Genomic DNA, 16,833 nt, shown 5'->3' on the forward strand with positions numbered 1-16,833 from the left:
CGCCGGGGGCGAAAAACGAACGTTCGTTCGCGGTGCTTCGGTTCATGCATGCTCAGGCGGCGTCCAGAACGACGAGGTCGGCATGGAGAGCGGCGCCGCGGCGACCAGCGCAGCCCGGCCCTCGCCGCGCCGGGGGCGACAAAACGAACGGAGCGGCACCGCGGCGACCAGCACAGCCCGGCCTCCGCCGCGCCGGGGGCGACAAAACGAACGTTCGTTCTCCGATACTGGCCCGGAGGCCCCGCGGTGTGGCCCGCACCGACGGTGCCGTATCGCTCCGAGCGCGTCGTCATTCGTCACAAATCGGAAATGTCATGCGATCGAGCTGGCCACGCGGCGATCTCTGTTCCAGTATTCGGTCGAGGGCGACCACATCGTGAGCGATCATCCGAAAAGGACGGTGACTTTGCCCCTTTCCACGGCTTTTGCGCCAAGCATTCGGCGTTCGATTTCGAGACCTTGGAGAGTTACGCCCACATACGAGCCATAACTCTCCAAGGTCTCGAAAATCCGGCTCGGGCGCCACAGCGGTCGCGGCGAACGCGGTCAGAGGCACCGAGCGAACGCTTGATCTCGCGCTGGCCGGAGCCTGGCTGTGGACCGGCGGCAGGTCTGTTCACGCCAAGTGTCGGCCGTCACCTGGTGCCCACAGAGAAGGCCGCGCAGAGACGCGGCCCACTGCGAAACGTGGCGGGCCGTAGCAGAGTGAGGGGAGCGGGCGCGCCCGGATCGGGCCGGCCGCGGTCTGCGCGGCGTTAACCTAACGCCGGGGGACGCTGGACGGGCCGCGCACCTCCGCGCCCAGCGGGACGACCCGTGCCCGTAACCCCCGGTCCGCCGTCACGACCACGGTGCGCCGGGCCGGGGCCTCGACGCGTACGAGATCGGTGATCTTGTCGTCGCCGGAAGCGGGGGCTCGCTCGATGCGTACACCGTTGCTGGTCTGGGGGATGTCGCGGGCCTTGCCCTCCACGACCAGCGCCACTTCGACGGGGCCGGGGAGATCGGGGAGTCCCTCGGCCAGGACCGCCGCGAGGCGGTCGCGTAGCCGGGCCGCCGCGGCCGGACGGTCACGCCACCACCCATCGGGGACGGAACCGACGACGTTGGCCCCGTCGACGATCACGAGGGGTACGGTCATGAAGTTGAGCCTACCCGTGTCAACTTCTCGCCGAAACTGGGAATCATTCCCGGGGGCAGGGCGCTAAGTCAGGGGCGTGCGGACCCCTGGGAAGCACGAATGACTGAGGTAGTGAGAGAGAGAAGACGTATGAGCATCGGACCGATCGGGCCTGGGCGGCCCGGCGAATGGGACGACTTCTTCGCGCGCTTCTTCGGTGCGGCTGACCCGCGCCGCCCGGCGCGTATCGACATCACGAAGTACATGAGCGGCGATGCTCGCGAGGTTCTCTCCGCCGCCGCCCGGCGGGCCGCCGAGCTCGCCGACCCCGACCGCTCGATCGCTGACCTGGACACCGACCACCTCCTGTGGGGTGTCCTGCAGCAGGAGCCGATGAAGCAGACCGTGCGCCGCGCCGGCGCCGACCCGGACGCGCTGCTCGGCGCGCTGGGACGGCCCGCGGGCGTACGCGAGGAGATGCCGCAGCAGGTGGCGCTGACCCCGGCGGCCAAGCGCGCGCTGCTCGACAGCCTGCAGATCTCCCGGGCGCTGGGCTCGTCGTACGTCGGCCCGGAGCACATCCTGATGGCGCTCGGGCTGAACCCGGACTCGGCGGCCGGGCGGCTGCTGGCCGGCAAGCTGGACCCGCAGGCGCTGCAGCAGCAGGCCGGCGAGCCCCAGCCGGCTCGGGGCGGCGGAAATCAAGGCGGCAACACCCCCACCCTCGAGCAGTACGGCGTGGACCTGACCGAGCTCGCCCGGCGCGGCGAGATCGACCCGGTCATCGGCCGCGCGGACGAGATCGAGCAGGCCGTGGAGATCCTGTCGAGGCGTACCAAGAACAACCCGGTGCTGATCGGTGAGGCCGGCGTCGGCAAGACCGCGATCGTCGAGGGCCTGGCCCAGCGCATCGTGGACGGCGACGTCCCGCTGACCCTGGAGGGCAAGCGGGTCATCCAGCTCGACCTGGCCGGCCTGGTGGCGGGCACCCGCTACCGCGGCGACTTCGAGGAGCGCCTGCGCAAGGTCATCGACGAGATCCAGAACGAGGGCGACGGCCTGATCGTCTTCCTCGACGAGATCCACACCCTGGTCGGCGCCGGTGGCGGCGGCGGGGACGGTGGCGGCATGGACGCCAGCAACATGTTGAAGCCGGCGTTGGCGCGCGGGCAGCTGCGGGTGGTCGGCGCGACCACGCTCGACGAGTACCGCAAGTACATCGAGAAGGACGCGGCACTGGCCCGGCGTTTCCAGCCGGTGCTGGTCGGCGAGCCCAGCGTCGAGGACACCGTGCAGATCCTGCGCGGCCTGCGCGACAACTACGAGGCGCACCACCAGGTGCGGATCACCGACGAGGCGCTGGACGCCGCGGCGGAGCTGTCCGACCGCTACATCACCGACCGGTTCCTGCCGGACAAGGCGATCGACCTGATCGACCAGGCCGGCGCGCGGGTGCGGCTGCGGGTGAAGACCCCGTCGGCGGACACGCGCGAGGACGAGCGGCGTCTCGAGCAGCTCAGCCGTGACCGTGACCAGGCGGTGTCGGCGGAGAACTACGAGAAGGCCTCGCAGCTCCGCGACGAGATCAACGCGATCAAGGAGAAGCTGGCGGCGGCCACGGTCAGCCCCGACGGTGTTCCGCAGGTGACCGACGCGGACATCGCCGAGGTGGTCTCGCGGGCCACCGGCATCCCGGTCGCGCAGCTCACCGAGGAGGAGCGGGACCGCCTGCTGCGCCTCGAAGCTCACCTGCATGAGCACGTCATCGGCCAGGACGACGCGGTCGTCGCGGTCGCCGAGGCGGTCCGGCGTTCCCGGGCCGGGCTGGGTGACCCGGACCGTCCGGTGGGCAGCTTCCTGTTCCTCGGGCCGACCGGTGTCGGCAAGACCGAGCTGGCCCGGTCGCTGGCCGGCGCGCTGTTCGGCGACCAGGAGCGGATGATCCGGCTGGACATGAGCGAGTTCCAGGAGCGGCACACCGTGTCGCGGCTGGTCGGTGCCCCGCCCGGATACGTCGGCTACGACGAGGCCGGGCAGCTCACCGAGGCGGTGCGGCGCCGCCCGTACAGCGTGGTGCTGCTGGACGAGATCGAGAAGGCGCACCCGGACGTGTTCAACATCCTGTTGCAGGTGCTGGACGACGGGCGCCTGACCGACAGCCAGGGCCGGACGGTGAGCTTCAAGAACACCGTGCTGATCATGACCAGCAACATCGGGTCGGACATCATCAGCGGTACGCGTCGCAGCGTGGGCTTCGGCACCGGCGACGACGCGGCGGCCGACGAGGGTCTGCGCGAGAAGCTGGACCGGCGGCTGAAGGACCAGTTGCGTCCCGAGTTCCTGAACCGGATCGATGAGATCATCATCTTCCGGTCGCTCGAGACCGACCAGCTCCGGAAGATCACCGAGCTGCTGCTGGAGGACACGAAGCGCCGCCTGCACGCGCAGGGCGTCGCGCTGGACATCAGCACCGCCGCGATCGACTGGCTCGCGGACAAGGGTTTCCAGCCCGAGTTCGGCGCCCGGCCGTTGCGCCGCACGATCCAGCGGGAGCTGGACAACCGGTTGTCGCGGATGCTGCTCAACACCGACGTGGCGTCCGGCCAGACGGTGCGGGTGGACGTCGCCGACGGCAAGCTGACGTTCGAGGTGACCGCTCCGGCGAATGCGAACGCGAATGCGAACGCGAACGCCTGAGCCGGACAACGGAGAAGGCCCGGCCGGAAGGCCGGGCCTTTTTCATCGGCCGTGCAACGCCAGCCCGTCGACTATCCCCAGGTGGGAGTAGTTGCCGCGCCAGGCCAGATAGGACGGATTGCGGGCGACGACCTCCACGTACGCCTCCTGGGCCATCTCCATCAGCTTCGGCGCGCTGCGTGCCGCCTCCGAGTCGGGGTGCCAGCCGAGCACGTACCGCCAGCGCAGCGGGGCACCGCGCAACGGGCGGTGAGCCAGCCCGGCCGGCGCCCGGAACGTCGGCTGGCAGAGGCCCAGCGCCAGACCGGACTCGACCATGTCGACACAGCCGCGGATGTCGCTCTCCAGCATCCGCAGTGGAGTGAACCCGGCCCGCGCGCACGCCGCCACGAAACAGTCGCTGAAGCAGCCGTCGCCGGTGCCCGCCACCCATTGCTCGCTGGCCAGCTCGGCGAGGTCCACGTCGACGTCCTTGGCGGCCGGATGGTCCTCGGGCATCAGCACGCACACCGCGTCGACCGCGACGGTCTGCCACACCAGCCCGTAGTCGGCCGACGGGATCGCGTCGCCGCAGACGCCCACCTGCGCGTAGTCGAGCTTGCCGGCCAGGACCATGTTGGCCAGATCCTCCACGTAGTACGACGCGTGGGTGGTGATCTGCGCGTCCGGCTGAGCGACCGAGAGCCGGTGCACCATGCCGCCGAGGATCGGGCCGCCGATCGCGCCGATCCGGTACCGGCTCATCGCGTCGGTCCCGCTCGCGCCGGCCATCCGGGCGGCCTCGTCCTGCAGGCCCTTCATCGCGGGCAGCAGCACCCGGGCCCGGGCCAGCACCAGCTCGCCGAGTGCGGTGGGCCGCGCGCCGCGCCGGTCCCGCTCGAACAACGGCCCGCCGAGGGTGCGCTCGATCCGCTGCAGCTGCGCGGTGAGTGCCGGCTGGGCCAAGCCGAGTTGTGAGGCCGCCTTGGTCACGCTGCCCGTCTCCGCGATGGCGCAGACCACCTTGAGATGCCGCAGCTCCAGGTTCATAGCGTGACGGTAGGACCTTAACGACATCGATGGCTAGTCTTCTGGACTGGCGATAGATCGTACACTTGCGACAATTCCGCAAATGAACCGCCTGTTATCGGTTCAAATCTTTCGGGTACGTCGCGCGCCCGGTGACGGCATCGCGCACTTTGTCCAAAACCGCGACGGCTGGATCAACAACCTTGTTCCACGGCGGCGTGGACGGGGTCGACGGATGCGGTCGCGTCGGGGCCGCCTCCTGCGCGGTCTCGAACCGGTTGCCGACCCGGATCAGCTCGTCCACCGGCGCCATCGCGACCAGCACCGGCAGCAGCTCCTCGGCGTCCGCCGCCACGTGCCGGCGCATCCCCTCGACCAGGCCGGCCGCGACCGGCTCGCCGTCGGCAAGACGCTTCAGCGTGATCAGGAGCTCGTGGTCCTCGGCCAGCTCCCGGTCGGCGATCGCCTCGCCGCCGGGCACCACGAGGCGTACGGCGGGATAAAGGTATTGCTCCTCGGCGCTGAGATGCCGGGACAGGGCGGCGATCACGACTCCGGCCAGCCGCTGGTCGTGCGGGGCCGCCGCCAGCAGCTCGCCGAGGTCGAGCAACTCGTCGTGCTGCTCGGTGACGACGTCGACGACGTTGCGGCCGGTGGCGTCGCCGGGGATCGGGGGCAACGGGGGAAGATTCAATGCGGTCACGGGCCGGGTGATACCCGATACATCTCCCTCGTCAAACTTTGCGTCACCACCCTGGTAAGAAAGGCAGATGGAGCTCACCGCCGCCGACGAAGTAGTCGGTATCTGCCGCGATCTGTTGCGCATCGACACCACCAACACCGGCGTACCGGAGACGACCGTCGGTGAGCGGGTCGCCGCCGAGTACGTCGCGCGCCTGCTGGCCGAGGCCGGTATCGAGGCCCGCATCCTCGAGTCCGGTCCGAACCGGGCCAACGTCGTCGCCCGCATCACCGGCGCCGACCCGTCGCGTGGTGCGCTGCTGCTGCACGGTCATCTGGATGTGGTGCCGGCCGAGGCGGGTGAGTGGTCGGTGCCGCCGTTCGAGGGCATCGAGAAGGACGGCTACCTCTACGGCCGCGGCGCGATCGACATGAAGGACTTCGACGCGATGATCCTGGCCGTGGTCCGGGACTGGAGGCGCATCGGTTACGTCCCGCCGCGTGACATCGTGATCGCGTTCACCGCGGACGAGGAAGCCGGGATGACCTTCGGCTCGAAATGGCTGGTGGAGAACCACCCGGACCTGTTCGCCGGGTGCACCGAGGCGATCGGCGAGGTGGGCGGGTATTCGTACACGGTCAACGACGACCGGCGGCTGTATCTGGTGCAGACCGCCGAGAAGGGGCTGGACTGGCTGCGGCTGACCGCGACCGGCCGGCCCGGGCACGGCTCGATGGTGCACGACGACAACGCGATCACCGCGCTCGCCGAGGCGGTCGCGCGGGTGGGCCGGCACCGTTTCCCGATCGTGCTGACCCCGACGGTGCGCACGTTCCTGGAGCTGGTCGCCGACGAGATGGGCGTCGAGTTCAACCCGGACGACCCGGAGCCGCTGATCGCCAAGCTGGGCGGCATCAAGAACATCATCGGGGCGTCGATCCGGAACACGGCGAACCCGACCCGCTTCGACGCCGGGTACAAGGACAACGTGATCCCGGGCAGCGCGTCCGCGTTGATCGACTGCCGGACGCTGCCCGGCTACGGCGAGCAGTTCCTGGCCGAGATCGCCGAGGTGATCGGGCCGGACATCGAGATCTCGCACCCGCAGCGGCTGCACCCGGTGGAGACCGAGTTCGACGGCGACCTGGTCAACGCGATGGGTGCCGCGCTGCGGGCCGAGGACCCGGGGGCGCGTACCGTTCCGTACCTGATGTTCGGTGCCACCGACGCCGCGTACTTCGCCGAGCTGGGGATGCGCTGCTTCGGGTTCGCCCCGCTGAAGATCCCGGCGGATCTGAACTTCTCGGCGCTGTTCCATGGCATCGACGAGCGGGTCCCGACCGAGGGACTAAAGTTCGGCGTGCGCGTGCTCGACCGCCTCCTGCGGACAAGCTGACACTTGTTGGAAGGACCCATAGCATGACCGACCAGAACGACGAGCTCGATGCTGCCCTCGAGCAGGTCATCGAGGCTGCCCGCGCGCATCTCGCGGCGGTCCGGGCGGCCGAGGGCCGGATCGACGACGACGACGTCTGGCAGGCGTACGTCAAGCTGAACAACGCTTCCTACGCGTACGACGAGCGGCTGCTCGACGCCTACGGCGAGGTCACGCCGTGGGACGTCGAGTCGATCGACCCGGACGAGGCCGACCAGCGCTTCGGCCTGGGCGTCGACGGCGGCGAGGGCGAGGAGTCGACGGATCCGTACCCGCAGGTGATCTCGGTGCGGCAGCGCCGCGACTACCGCGTGCCCAGCGTGTCGGCGCTGCTGCGGGCGGCCGAGGCGGCCCGGCGCACGTCGGTGCCGGAGGACGAGGACCCGGGCGCAGTCGAGTCGGTCGGCGAGGCGGTGCTGGAACTGCTGCAGGCCGGCGACGGGTCGCTCTCGTCGCTGGACGTGCCCGAGCTGGAGCCGCTCGACGGCCTGCTGACCGTGAGCGAGATCGCCGAGCCGCTCGACCTCGACCAGTACGAGGACTCGGACGGCGCCGGCCCGTTCACCCCGAACGAGTCCGACCTGCTGGTCGGCAGGCTCGACGAGCACCCCTTCCTCCCGGACGAGGAAGAGGATCACGCCGGCCACAACCACGGCTGAGTGACGGCGAAGGCCGGCCCGGTTTTCGGCCAGGCCGGCCTTCTAGTAACTCAACCCCGGCTGGGGTGTCGGCTGTATGCGCCGGCGGAGCATCACCTTGCGGGTGCCGTCCCGGAAGAGCTGCACGCGCGCCAGCTCCCACCCCGAGAACTCCGCCTGTATGGCGAGCTGCGCCGCCGCGGTCAACCTGTCGACATTCGATGGCAACCGCAGCGGCGCGTATTCGTAGTCCATGGCGTCTAATATGCGCCGCGACCCCGGCGAGGCACCACCCTTTGTTTCACTCCTGGACGCCGGTTCCCTCGCGTTCCGGGTAGCCGCTGTCGATCGCGGAAACGTCGTCGAGTGCCTGCGCGATCTCCACCGGCAGCGTCAGGTCTTCGCTGGCCAGCGCCCCCTGCAACTGCGCGGCGGTGCGGGCGCCGAGAATGGGCGCGGCCACCCCGGGACGGTCGCGGACCCAGGCGAGCGCCACCTCGAGCGGGGACACGCCGAGCCCGGTGGCCGCGGTCACCACCGCCTCGACGATGCTCGAACTACGCGGTTCCAGATAGGTCTGGACGAAAGGGGCGAAGTGCTCGGTCGCGGCGCGCGAGTCGATCGGGCGGCCGTTGCGGTACTTGCCGGTCAGCACCCCGCGGCCCAGCGGCGACCAGGCCAGGATGCCGAAGCCGAGTGCCGTGGACGCGGGCAGCATCTCGCGCTCGATGCCGCGCTCCAGCAGCGAATACTCCATCTGGGCGGCGACGATCGGGGCGCGAGCGGGATAGCCGGCCTGCCACGTCGCGGCCCGCGCGGTCTGCCAGGCGGCGAAGTTCGAAACCCCCGCGTACCGCACCCGGCCGCTGGTCACGGCGTGGTCGAGCGCGGCCATCGTCTCCTCGAACGGGGTGTGCGAGTCGTAGCCGTGCACGTGCCACAGGTCGACGTAGTCGGTGCCCAGGCGGCGCAGCGAGGCGTCCAGCGAGCGCAGCAGGTTTCCCCGGGAGTTGTCGCGGCGGCGCCAGGCGTTCGGCGTGACGCCGGCCTTGGTCGCGATCACCACCTCGTCCCGCGGCACCAGATGGTCGAGCAGCGAGCCGATCACCGACTCGGCGTCGCCGTCGCCGTACACCTCGGCGGTGTCGATCAGCGTGCCGCCGGCCTCCAGGTAGAACTTGAGCTGCGCGGCCGCGTCGTCGGGGTCGGTGTCACGCCCCCAGGTCATGGTGCCGAGCGCGAGCCGCGAGACCGCCAGCCCGCTTCGGCCGAGCGGTCGCTGTTGCATGAGTGAACCTTATTCAGACATTGTCTCGGTGGAAATGCTCAGCAGCAGGTCAACCAGGTCGGTTACCTGACGCTGCCGATAAGTAGGCTGCGAGCAGGCTCACGGATCACCAGGAGGCACACGTGCGGCTCGGACTCAACCTCGGCTATCAGTCCGCGTGGTCCACCCCGGCGGATCACCTGGCCATGGCCCAGGAGGCCGATCGGCTCGGCTTCGCGGTCGTCTGGTCCGCCGAGGCGTACGGGTCCGACGCGGTGAGCATGCTGGCCTGGATGGCCGGGCAGACCCGGCAGATCGACCTCGGCGCCGCGGCCATGCAGATCCCCGCGCGCACGCCGGCGATGACCGCGATGACCGCCGCCACCCTGGACGCGCTGTCCGGCGGCCGGTTCCGGCTGGGCCTGGGCGTCTCCGGGCCGCAGGTGTCCGAGGGCTGGCACGGCGTGCGGTTCGACAAGCCGCTCGCCCGTACCCGGGAGTATGTGGAGATCGTCAAGCTGGCGGTGGCCCGGCAGCCGGTCTCCTACCAGGGCGAGCACTACACGCTGCCGCTGCCGGACGGGCCGGGCAAGGTGCTCAAGCTCGGGTTCCACCCGCCGCGCGAGGCGATACCGCTCTACCTGGCCGCCATCGGCCCGAAGAATCTGGAGCTGGCCGGCGAGATCGCGGACGGCTGGCTGTCGGTCTTCTTCGCGCCGGACGCGGCCGGCGAGGTCCTGCAGCACATCGAGCGCGGCCGGGCCAAGCTCGGGCTGGGACTGACCGGCTTCGACGTGGCGCCGACCGTGCCGGTGGCGATCGGCGACAGCCTGGCCGCCTGCGCCGACCTGATCCGGCCGTACGCGGCTCTCTACCTGGGTGGCATGGGCAGCCGGGAGCAGAACTTCTACAACCAGATCGCCGTACGCATGGGGTACGCCGACGAGGCCGCTCGCGTGCAGGAGCTCTACCTCGCCGGCCAGAAGGCGGAGGCGGCGTCGGCGGTGCCGCAGGACTTCATCGAGCGCACCTCGATCATCGGCAACAGATTCCAGGTCAAGGAGCGGATCAAGATGTACGCGTCGGCGGGCGTCGGCACCTTGTCGGTGAGCCCGTACGTGGGGGATCGCAAGAGCGCCATCGACACGCTGCGGATCGTGGCCGAGGCGTACGAGGAATCGGGTGTGGCCGAGTAGTGGCTACCGTACTTCTGCTCCGGCACGGGCGTACCACCTCGAACGTGACCGGTGAGCTGGCCGGACGCCGTCCCGTCGAGCTCGACGACATCGGCCGCAAGCAGGCCGAGCGCGTCGGGGAGCGGCTGCGCCCGCTGCCGCTGGCCAAGGTGGTGACCAGCCCGTTGCTGCGCTGCCGGATGACGCTCGACCTGGCGCTGCCCGGCGCCACCCCGGTGGCCGACGAGGGGCTGACCGAGTGCGGCTACGGCGACTGGGAGGGCCGCCCGCTCAAGGAGCTGGCCCAGGACCCGCTCTGGCCGGTCGTGCAGCAGCATCCCAGCGGCGCCACCTTCCCGAACGGCGAGTCGATGGCCGCGATGTCCGCGCGGGCGGTGGCCGCGGTCCGGCGCTGGGACGCCGCGGTGCAGGCCGAGCACGGCGCCGGCGCGTTGTGGCTGGCGTGCAGCCACGGAGATGTGATCAAGGCCATCGTCGCCGATGCCCTGGGCCTCCATCTCGATCAATTCCAGCGGATCGTGGCCGATCCGGCATCGATCACGGTGATTCGTTACACCGCGCAACGACCCTTTGTCGTACGCGTCAACGACACCGCCGACCTGGCATCGCTGGTGCCCGCGCCGCAAACCGCCGCGGAATCCGACGCCGCGGTCGGGGGCGGCGCCGGCGGAGGGCTCTGACCGCACTGTGTGACGTGCGCGTCACCGCACTGAGACGCGGGTTGCGCCCTAGGCGAACCGACCCCGCCGGGGAGAGCGCCCGGCAGCCCCGATGGCTAGGGTTGATTCCATGACCCACCAGGTGCATTCCTTCGAGCCGCCGGAGCGGTTCATCGCCGGGACGGTGGGCGAGCCCGGCGACCGGACGTTCTTTCTCCAGGCGCGTGGCGGCGGGCGGGTGATCACCGTCGCGCTGGAGAAGGTCCAGGTGTCGCTGCTCGCCGAGAAACTCGAGGAGCTGCTCGTCGAGGCCAACAAGCGCTTCGGGGTGAAACTGCCCGACGACGAGGTCTTCTCGCACGACAACGAGCCGCTCGATACGCCGGTCGACGAGGAGTTCCGCGTCGGCACGCTGGGGCTGGCCTTCGACGTCGACACCAGCACGGTGGTCATCGAGGCGATCGAGGCCGGCGAGGCCGAGGTGGAGATCGAGCTCGGCAGCGACTCGCCCGAGCTCGACGAGGACGACGACGAGGACGAGGACGAGCCCGCCGACGACCTCGACCGGCTGCGCGTGCGCCTCACCCCCGAGGCGACCCGCGCGTTCATCGACCGCGCCCGCCGCGTGGTCGCCGCCGGCCGGCCGCCGTGCCCGCTGTGCGGTCAGCCGCTCGACCCGGCCGGCCACCTCTGCCCCCGGCACAACGGCTACCACCGGTGACCGCCTCGTGACGGCCGAGCCTGCTGCCGCGCTCGCCGAGCGCGACGCTCTGGAGCTGCTCACCCGCGGGCGGATCGAGATCGAGGGCCGGCTCGTCGACGCGTCGAACACGACGTTGCGGGCCGAGATCACGCTGGACGGGCTCACCCGGCGCTGCGTCTACAAACCGGTCGACGGCGAGAAACCGCTGTGGGACTTCCCGGACGGCACGCTCGCCGGGCGCGAGGTGTCGGCGTTCCTGGTCTCGCAGGCCACCGGCTGGGACGTGGTGCCGCCGACCATTCTGCGCGACGGCCCGCTCGGCATCGGCGCCCTGCAGCTCTGGATCGACGAGCCGGCCACCGCCGAGTCGCTGATCGGCTTCGTCCCCGCGTACGACGTGCCCGAGGGCTGGCTGGCGGTGGCCAACGCGCGCGACGAGGACGGCGACGCGTACGCGCTGGCGCACGCCGACGACCCGCGCCTGGCCCGCCTCGCGGTGTTCGACGCGGTGATCAACAACGGTGACCGCAAGGGCGGCCACGTGCTCTACCCGGCCACCGGCTCGATCCACGGCGTCGACCACGGCGTCACGTTCCACGTGGAGAACAAGCTGCGTACGGTGCTGTGGGGCTGGACCGGCACGCCGCTGATCGACGAGGCGTCCGACGTGCTGACCGGCCTCGCGACCCGGCTGGACGGCGATCTGGGTGCCGCGCTCGAGGAGCATCTGACGATCACCGAGGTGCAGCACGTACGCCTGCGGGTCCGTCGCCTGCTGCGGTCCCGGCGCTTCCCGAAACCGCCGCCGGACTGGCCGGCCATCCCGTGGCCGCCTATCTGATAGCTCACGGCGCCGGATTAGTTGCCCACGCACGCAGTTAGGCTCCTGACCATGGATCCATGGACCGGGCACGACATCCCCCAGTTGCCGGGCGCACCGGCAGCGCCGCGCCTTTACGACTCCGCCCGCCGCCAGGTGCAGCCTTCCGCTCCCGGCGACGTCGCCACGATGTACGTCTGCGGGATCACCCCGTACGACGCCACCCACCTCGGCCACGCCGCCACGATGATCACGTTCGACCTGATCAACCGGCTGTGGCGCGACAACGGGCGGTCGGTGCGATACGTGCAGAACGTGACCGACATCGACGACCCGCTGCTGGAGCGGGCGGCGCGGGACGGGGAGGACTGGGTCGTCCTCGGCATGCGGGAGACGGCGCTGTTCCGCGAGGACATGGAGGCGTTGCGGATCGTCCCGCCGGAGCACTACGTCGGCGCGGTCGAGTCCATCCCCGCGATCGCCGGGCACGTACGTGACCTGGTGGCCTCCGGCGCGGCGTACGACATCGGCGACGGCACCGGGGACGTCTACTTCTCGGTCGCGGCGGCGCCCTCGTTCGGGTACGAGTCGCATCTGTCCCGCGCCGAGATGATCGCGTTGTCCGCCGAGCGTGGCGGCGACCCGTCGCGGGCCGGCAAGCGTGACCCGCTGGATCCGCTGTTGTGGCGCGGCGCCCGCGAGGGCGAGCCGGCCTGGGACGGCGGCGACCTCGGGCTCGGCCGTCCCGGCTGGCACATCGAGTGCGCGGCGATCGCGCTGGGCCTGCTCGGCGACACGATCGACGTGCAGGGCGGCGGGAACGACCTGCTGTACCCGCATCACGAGTGCTCGGCGGCGCACGCCGAGGCGCTGACCGGCGCGGCGCCGTTCGCCCGGCACTACGTGCACGCCGGGATGATCGGCCTGGCCGGCGAGAAGATGTCCAAGTCGAAGGGAAATCTGGTCTTCGTCTCCCGGTTGCGCGCCGACGGGGTGGACCCGATGGCCGTACGGTTGGGGTTGCTGTCCGGGCACTACCGCGCGGATCGCGAGTGGACCGACGACGTACTCAAGGGTGGTTCCGAGCAGTTGGGGCGCTGGCGTTCGGCGGCGGCGGCACCGGCCGGTCCGTCCGGGGAGGGCCTGGTGGCGGCGGTGCGCGAGGCGCTGGCGAACGATCTTGACACGCCGGCGGTGCTGGCGGTTGTGGACGCCTGGGCGGACGCCGCGCTGGCCGGTGCGGGCGAGGACGAGCACGCTCCGGCGCTGATGTCGCGCACCGTGGACGCCCTGCTGGGAGTGCGTCTCTAGGGCGCGGATGCGGGCGCCGCATCGCGGTCGGGGAGAGCGCGCCCCGCGAGACTTTAGACCCCAAAACGGGAGTTACCGGGCGGTTTCGGGATTTAGTACGTGTTTGGCGTGACTTGGGAGAAATCAGCCACATTTCGGTCACGAAATGGGCGAAGCTATTCGAGGTCATACAAACCGTCTGAAAGGAAACACCAATGCGTCGTCCGGTTACGATCCTCGCGGGCCTGCTGCTCGCGGCCGGTTCGAGCTTCGCCATGGCGCTGCCGGCGTCCGCCGCCGTCTCGCACGGCACGCAGTCGTCCGTTTCTTCGTACAACCCGTACGACTGGGACGACGACGGCGACTACTTCAACAGCGGCGACGAGTGGAACGACGAGTTCGACGGAAGCGTCCGCGGTGACTTCGACAGCCGCATCAACCAGGATGTCGACAGCAACAGCAACCCCGACATCCGCATCGTCAACGACAACCGCAGCAACGCCGACTCGGACTCCCGCTCCCGGAGCAACCTTGACTCGCTGCTGGGCGTGGTCACCAAGGCCCTGGGCGGCGACGGTGGCGAAGGCGGCGACGGTGGCGAGGGCGGCGAGGGCACCGGCCTCGACCTGGGCTTCTGACGAGCCGGCCAACCGGTGATACACGGACCCGAGGTGCCTGCGGCACCTCGGGTCTTCCGCCTTTTCCCGGCTCAGATGAGCCCGCTGATCGGCTCCTCGATGCCGGCCAGCACACGGCCGTACATCTCCCGCGCCAGCCCGAGATTGAGTGCCGGATGCCGGGCCGCGGTCTGCAGATCCCGCCACGGGCGCTGGATGTCATTCGCGTGGGCGAACGCGCTCCCGCCCCGCACGGTCATCAGCAACTGCACCGCGTCCAGCATGGACTGCACCGCGTACGCGCCGTCCATCCGCAACCGGGTGCGCTGCCGCATCGTCAGCTCGGCGCCGGCTGCGGACGCGTCGGTCACCCGGCGGGCGGACCGGAACATGTGCAGCTCGGCCGTGTCGATCAGGTTGGCGGCGTCGGCCAGCGCGGCCTGCACGCTCGGCGCGTCGGCCAGCGACCGGTAGAACGACATGGACAGCGGCTTGCCGCGCTCCACCGCCTGGATCGTCTGGGCGTACACCTCGCGGGTGGCGCCGAGCAGCGCCGCGGCCAGGGCCAGGGTCATCGCGCCAGCCGGCACCCGGTACAGCGGCTCGATTCCGTCCAGCTTCCCGCTCACGATCTCGGCCATGGACTTGATCCGGTGGCTCGGGACGACCACGCCCTCGGCCACGATCGTGTCGCTCGCGGTGCCGCGCATCCCGACCATGTTCCATGAGGACTCGATGGTCAGCTCGGACATCGGCACCAGCACGAGCCCGTAGCCGCCGTCGGGCAGCGGCAGGTCCAGTTCGGCCCAGTGCGCCTCGTGGCAGCCGGACGCCCACGGCCAGCGGCCGGAGATCTCGACCCCACCCGCCACGGCGTTCGCGGTCACGCCGGTGCCGTTCAGCGAGGAACAGATCGGCACGTCCGGGCTGTCCCCCCAGAGCTCCTCGCGGACGCGATCGCCGAACGCGCCGGCGACCTGCTGCGACCCGTACGAGATGGCGGCCACCCAGCCGCACGACGCACAGGCCGCGCCGACCTCGGCGAACACCGGGATGGACGTCTCGACGTCAAGCTCCCGGCCCCCGAGGGTGAGCGGCACGCCCATGCGAAAAAGACCGGCGGCGGTCATCGCGTCGACCATCTCCTGCGGCAACCGGCTTTCCCGGTCGGCCTGGTCCGCGTACTTGCGCAGCACCGGGACGGCCGAGCTCGTGTCGATGACCGGAACAGGATTCTCTTCACTCACAACTTCGAAACGCACGGTTCCGTGGGTGAGTTCAGGATCTCGGCAGTGGTCCAGGTCACTATCGGCACCGCGCGGATCGGTGACCTGCCCGGTTACTTTGATCATGGCGTACGGAAATGGATTGATCTGTGTGATGTGCGGGCGATAGCGTGCGCGCGTGGTGATCCGAGAATTCACTGAGCGTGACTGGCCCGCCGTGTGGGAGATTGTCCGTGCGGTGGTGCGGGCCGGGGACACCTTCACGTACGAGACCGACATGTCCGAGAATGTCGCCCGCGAGGTGTGGGTCGAGTCGCCGCCCGGGCTCACCGTCGTCGCCGAGCGGGACGGTCAGATCGTGGGGACGGCCAAGATGGGCCCGAACCGGGGCGGGCCCGGGGCGCACGTGTCGACGGCGAGCTTCATGGTCGCGGACGGGCAGCGCGGGCGCGGGGTGGGGACGGCGCTGTGCCGGTTCGCGCTGACCTGGGCCGAGGAGCAGGGGTACGCCTCGATGCAGTTCAACGCCGTCGCGGCGACGAACCTCGGGGCGGTCGAGGTGTACCGGCGGCTCGGGTTCGTGATCGTCGGGACGGTGCCGCGCGCGTTCGAGCACCCGTCGCAGGGGCGGGTCGGGCTGCACGTCATGTACCGGGAGTTTGCCGGCGGAAGTGGTAGCGGTAGCGCTCGGTGAACCCGGTCCGGGCGTAGAGCAGTAACGCCGGGGCGTTGCGCAGCTCCACCTGCAGGAACAACGGGGTGCCGGCCCAGGCGGACAACGCGGCCAGCACCTGGTGGGCGGTGCCGCGGCCTCGCGCGCGCGGGACGGTCGCCATGCCGTAGACGCCGGTCCAGCCGTCCGTGCGCACGGCCCGCCCGACGGCGATCACCCCCAGATCATCCAGCACCGAGACGTACGCCGTGGGGTGCGCGATGCGGGCGAGCCGGGCGCGCTGGTCGAGCTCCGCGCCCGGGGTGCTGTGCATGGCGGACCAGGTGGCGAACCAGTCGTCGTCCGGGGTGTTGGACAGGCGTACCGGGAAAGCTCTTGGCGGCGGGGCGACCACCGGGGCCGTCTGGAGGGAGATCTCGCCGTCGCGCCGGTAGCCGCGTTCGGTGAGCGCGGCGTCCAGGCCCGGGGTGGCGGCCGGACTGATCTGGAACGCGGCCGGTCCCGGATAGAACCGCTCGGCGCGGGTGATGCGGTCCGCGAGCGCGTGCCGGGGCACCGGCCCGTGCGGGAGGACCGAGGCGTTCCACCAGTCGGGCGTGTCCGCGTGCCGCAGCCACCAGCCGTCCACCCGGGCCAGCCGCGCCGGGGGAAAGGCCGCCGTGGCCGCCTCTTGCAGCACGCGCGCAAGCTCTGCAATCACGGTGGCCATTGTGGTCGGCCCCGCAGCTGGGCGCCGCGCGGGGGATTCCGGCAGGAGGACGGTGGCCATTGTGGTCGGCCCTGCGGCTGCCGCCCTCCCGGC

The 16,833-nt window shown here is 70.6% G+C and carries 17 protein-coding genes; 10 read left to right on the forward strand and 7 right to left on the reverse strand.

The features are described 5' to 3' along the window. Positions 1-760: 760 nt before the first annotated feature. A complete protein-coding gene (locus HH310_RS30435) occupies positions 761-1,141 on the reverse strand; it encodes a hypothetical protein (RefSeq protein WP_169179138.1) in 381 nt (126 codons plus the stop codon). A 129-nt stretch (positions 1,142-1,270) separates the two neighbouring features. Between HH310_RS30435 and HH310_RS30440 the strand changes: the two genes are divergently transcribed. After that, positions 1,271-3,817, forward strand: a complete 2,547-nt coding sequence (locus HH310_RS30440; protein ID WP_169179139.1) for an ATP-dependent Clp protease ATP-binding subunit — start codon at positions 1,271-1,273, stop codon at positions 3,815-3,817. Positions 3,818-3,859: 42 nt separating this feature from the next. Here the strand turns inward: HH310_RS30440 and HH310_RS30445 are convergent, their stop codons facing one another. Further along, a complete protein-coding gene (locus HH310_RS30445; protein ID WP_169179140.1) occupies positions 3,860-4,846 on the reverse strand; it encodes a LysR family transcriptional regulator in 987 nt (328 codons plus the stop codon). Between the two features lie 94 nt (positions 4,847-4,940). After that, positions 4,941-5,528: a hemerythrin domain-containing protein gene (locus tag HH310_RS30450; RefSeq protein WP_312034415.1), complete on the reverse strand. Its 588-nt coding sequence runs from the start codon at positions 5,526-5,528 to the stop codon at positions 4,941-4,943. Positions 5,529-5,595: 67 nt separating this feature from the next. Between HH310_RS30450 and HH310_RS30455 the strand changes: the two genes are divergently transcribed. Beyond that, the gene (locus HH310_RS30455; protein WP_169179142.1) at positions 5,596-6,903 is read left to right on the forward strand and encodes a M20/M25/M40 family metallo-hydrolase; all 1,308 of its coding nucleotides are present in this window, start codon (positions 5,596-5,598) and stop codon (positions 6,901-6,903) included. A 23-nt stretch (positions 6,904-6,926) separates the two neighbouring features. Further along, positions 6,927-7,601 (forward strand): hypothetical protein, encoded by a 675-nt coding sequence (locus HH310_RS30460; RefSeq protein ID WP_169179143.1) that lies wholly within the window; start codon positions 6,927-6,929, stop codon positions 7,599-7,601. A 42-nt stretch (positions 7,602-7,643) separates the two neighbouring features. Here HH310_RS30460 and HH310_RS30465 read toward each other — a convergent pair whose 3' ends face one another. Together HH310_RS30465 and HH310_RS30470 are read right to left on the reverse strand one after the other, a co-directional pair. Next, positions 7,644-7,835 (reverse strand): DUF5703 family protein, encoded by a 192-nt coding sequence (locus HH310_RS30465; RefSeq protein WP_169179144.1) that lies wholly within the window; start codon positions 7,833-7,835, stop codon positions 7,644-7,646. A 46-nt stretch (positions 7,836-7,881) separates the two neighbouring features. Beyond that, positions 7,882-8,868, reverse strand: a complete 987-nt coding sequence (locus tag HH310_RS30470; RefSeq protein WP_169179145.1) for an aldo/keto reductase — start codon at positions 8,866-8,868, stop codon at positions 7,882-7,884. A gap of 122 nt (positions 8,869-8,990) precedes the next feature. Here HH310_RS30470 and HH310_RS30475 point away from each other — a divergent pair, with 122 nt between their 5' ends. The 6 genes from HH310_RS30475 (at position 8,991) to HH310_RS30500 (ending at position 14,153) form a co-directional block, all read left to right on the forward strand. Next, positions 8,991-10,043, forward strand: coding sequence for an LLM class F420-dependent oxidoreductase (locus HH310_RS30475; RefSeq protein WP_169179146.1), 1,053 nt, complete (start codon positions 8,991-8,993; stop codon positions 10,041-10,043). Further along, entirely contained in the window at positions 10,043-10,723 is a 681-nt protein-coding gene (locus tag HH310_RS30480) for an MSMEG_4193 family putative phosphomutase (RefSeq protein WP_169179147.1), read from the forward strand. The genes HH310_RS30475 and HH310_RS30480 overlap by 1 nt, the downstream gene beginning before the upstream one ends. A 109-nt stretch (positions 10,724-10,832) precedes the next feature. After that, the gene (locus HH310_RS30485; protein WP_169179148.1) at positions 10,833-11,423 is read left to right on the forward strand and encodes a DUF3090 domain-containing protein; all 591 of its coding nucleotides are present in this window, start codon (positions 10,833-10,835) and stop codon (positions 11,421-11,423) included. A 7-nt stretch (positions 11,424-11,430) separates the two neighbouring features. Continuing rightward, positions 11,431-12,246 carry an SCO1664 family protein gene (locus HH310_RS30490; protein ID WP_169179149.1) on the forward strand — a complete coding sequence of 272 codons (816 nt, stop codon included), beginning with the start codon at positions 11,431-11,433 and terminating at the stop codon, positions 12,244-12,246. Positions 12,247-12,297: 51 nt separating this feature from the next. Beyond that, the gene (mshC, locus tag HH310_RS30495) at positions 12,298-13,536 is read left to right on the forward strand and encodes a cysteine--1-D-myo-inosityl 2-amino-2-deoxy-alpha-D-glucopyranoside ligase (RefSeq protein ID WP_169179150.1); all 1,239 of its coding nucleotides are present in this window, start codon (positions 12,298-12,300) and stop codon (positions 13,534-13,536) included. Positions 13,537-13,730: 194 nt separating this feature from the next. Continuing rightward, positions 13,731-14,153: a hypothetical protein gene (locus HH310_RS30500; RefSeq protein ID WP_169179151.1), complete on the forward strand. Its 423-nt coding sequence runs from the start codon at positions 13,731-13,733 to the stop codon at positions 14,151-14,153. A 71-nt stretch (positions 14,154-14,224) separates the two neighbouring features. On the opposite strand, the gene HH310_RS30505 is transcribed toward HH310_RS30500, so the two are convergent. Next, on the reverse strand, positions 14,225-15,394 hold the full coding sequence (locus tag HH310_RS30505) for an acyl-CoA dehydrogenase family protein (RefSeq protein WP_169179152.1): 1,170 nt from the start codon (positions 15,392-15,394) through the stop codon (positions 14,225-14,227). A gap of 142 nt (positions 15,395-15,536) precedes the next feature. Here HH310_RS30505 and HH310_RS30510 point away from each other — a divergent pair, with 142 nt between their 5' ends. Continuing rightward, positions 15,537-16,052 carry a GNAT family N-acetyltransferase gene (locus HH310_RS30510; protein WP_169179153.1) on the forward strand — a complete coding sequence of 172 codons (516 nt, stop codon included), beginning with the start codon at positions 15,537-15,539 and terminating at the stop codon, positions 16,050-16,052. On the opposite strand, the gene HH310_RS45570 is transcribed toward HH310_RS30510, so the two are convergent. Next, on the reverse strand, positions 16,003-16,731 hold the full coding sequence (locus HH310_RS45570) for a GNAT family N-acetyltransferase (RefSeq protein WP_211192792.1): 729 nt from the start codon (positions 16,729-16,731) through the stop codon (positions 16,003-16,005). The genes HH310_RS30510 and HH310_RS45570 overlap by 50 nt on opposite strands. Positions 16,732-16,833 lie beyond the last annotated feature (102 nt).

Origin of the sequence: Actinoplanes sp. TBRC 11911 (assembly GCF_012933445.1) — a bacterium.
In the GTDB taxonomy this organism is placed as follows: Bacteria; Actinomycetota; Actinomycetes; order Mycobacteriales; family Micromonosporaceae; genus Actinoplanes.

Excerpts from the sequence above, each read along its gene's own strand:
- HH310_RS30435 (WP_169179138.1), bottom strand. The coding sequence starts at position 1,141 with ATGACCGTACCCCTCGTGATCGTCGACGGGGCCAACGTCGTCGGTTCC.
- HH310_RS30440 (WP_169179139.1), top strand. The coding sequence starts at position 1,271 with ATGAGCATCGGACCGATCGGGCCTGGGCGGCCCGGCGAATGGGACGAC.
- HH310_RS30445 (WP_169179140.1), bottom strand. The coding sequence starts at position 4,846 with ATGAACCTGGAGCTGCGGCATCTCAAGGTGGTCTGCGCCATCGCGGAG.
- HH310_RS30455 (WP_169179142.1), top strand. The coding sequence starts at position 5,596 with ATGGAGCTCACCGCCGCCGACGAAGTAGTCGGTATCTGCCGCGATCTG.
- HH310_RS30460 (WP_169179143.1), top strand. The coding sequence starts at position 6,927 with ATGACCGACCAGAACGACGAGCTCGATGCTGCCCTCGAGCAGGTCATC.
- HH310_RS30465 (WP_169179144.1), bottom strand. The coding sequence starts at position 7,835 with ATGGACTACGAATACGCGCCGCTGCGGTTGCCATCGAATGTCGACAGG.
- HH310_RS30470 (WP_169179145.1), bottom strand. The coding sequence starts at position 8,868 with ATGCAACAGCGACCGCTCGGCCGAAGCGGGCTGGCGGTCTCGCGGCTC.
- HH310_RS30485 (WP_169179148.1), top strand. The coding sequence starts at position 10,833 with ATGACCCACCAGGTGCATTCCTTCGAGCCGCCGGAGCGGTTCATCGCC.
- mshC (WP_169179150.1), top strand. The coding sequence starts at position 12,298 with ATGGATCCATGGACCGGGCACGACATCCCCCAGTTGCCGGGCGCACCG.
- HH310_RS30500 (WP_169179151.1), top strand. The coding sequence starts at position 13,731 with ATGCGTCGTCCGGTTACGATCCTCGCGGGCCTGCTGCTCGCGGCCGGT.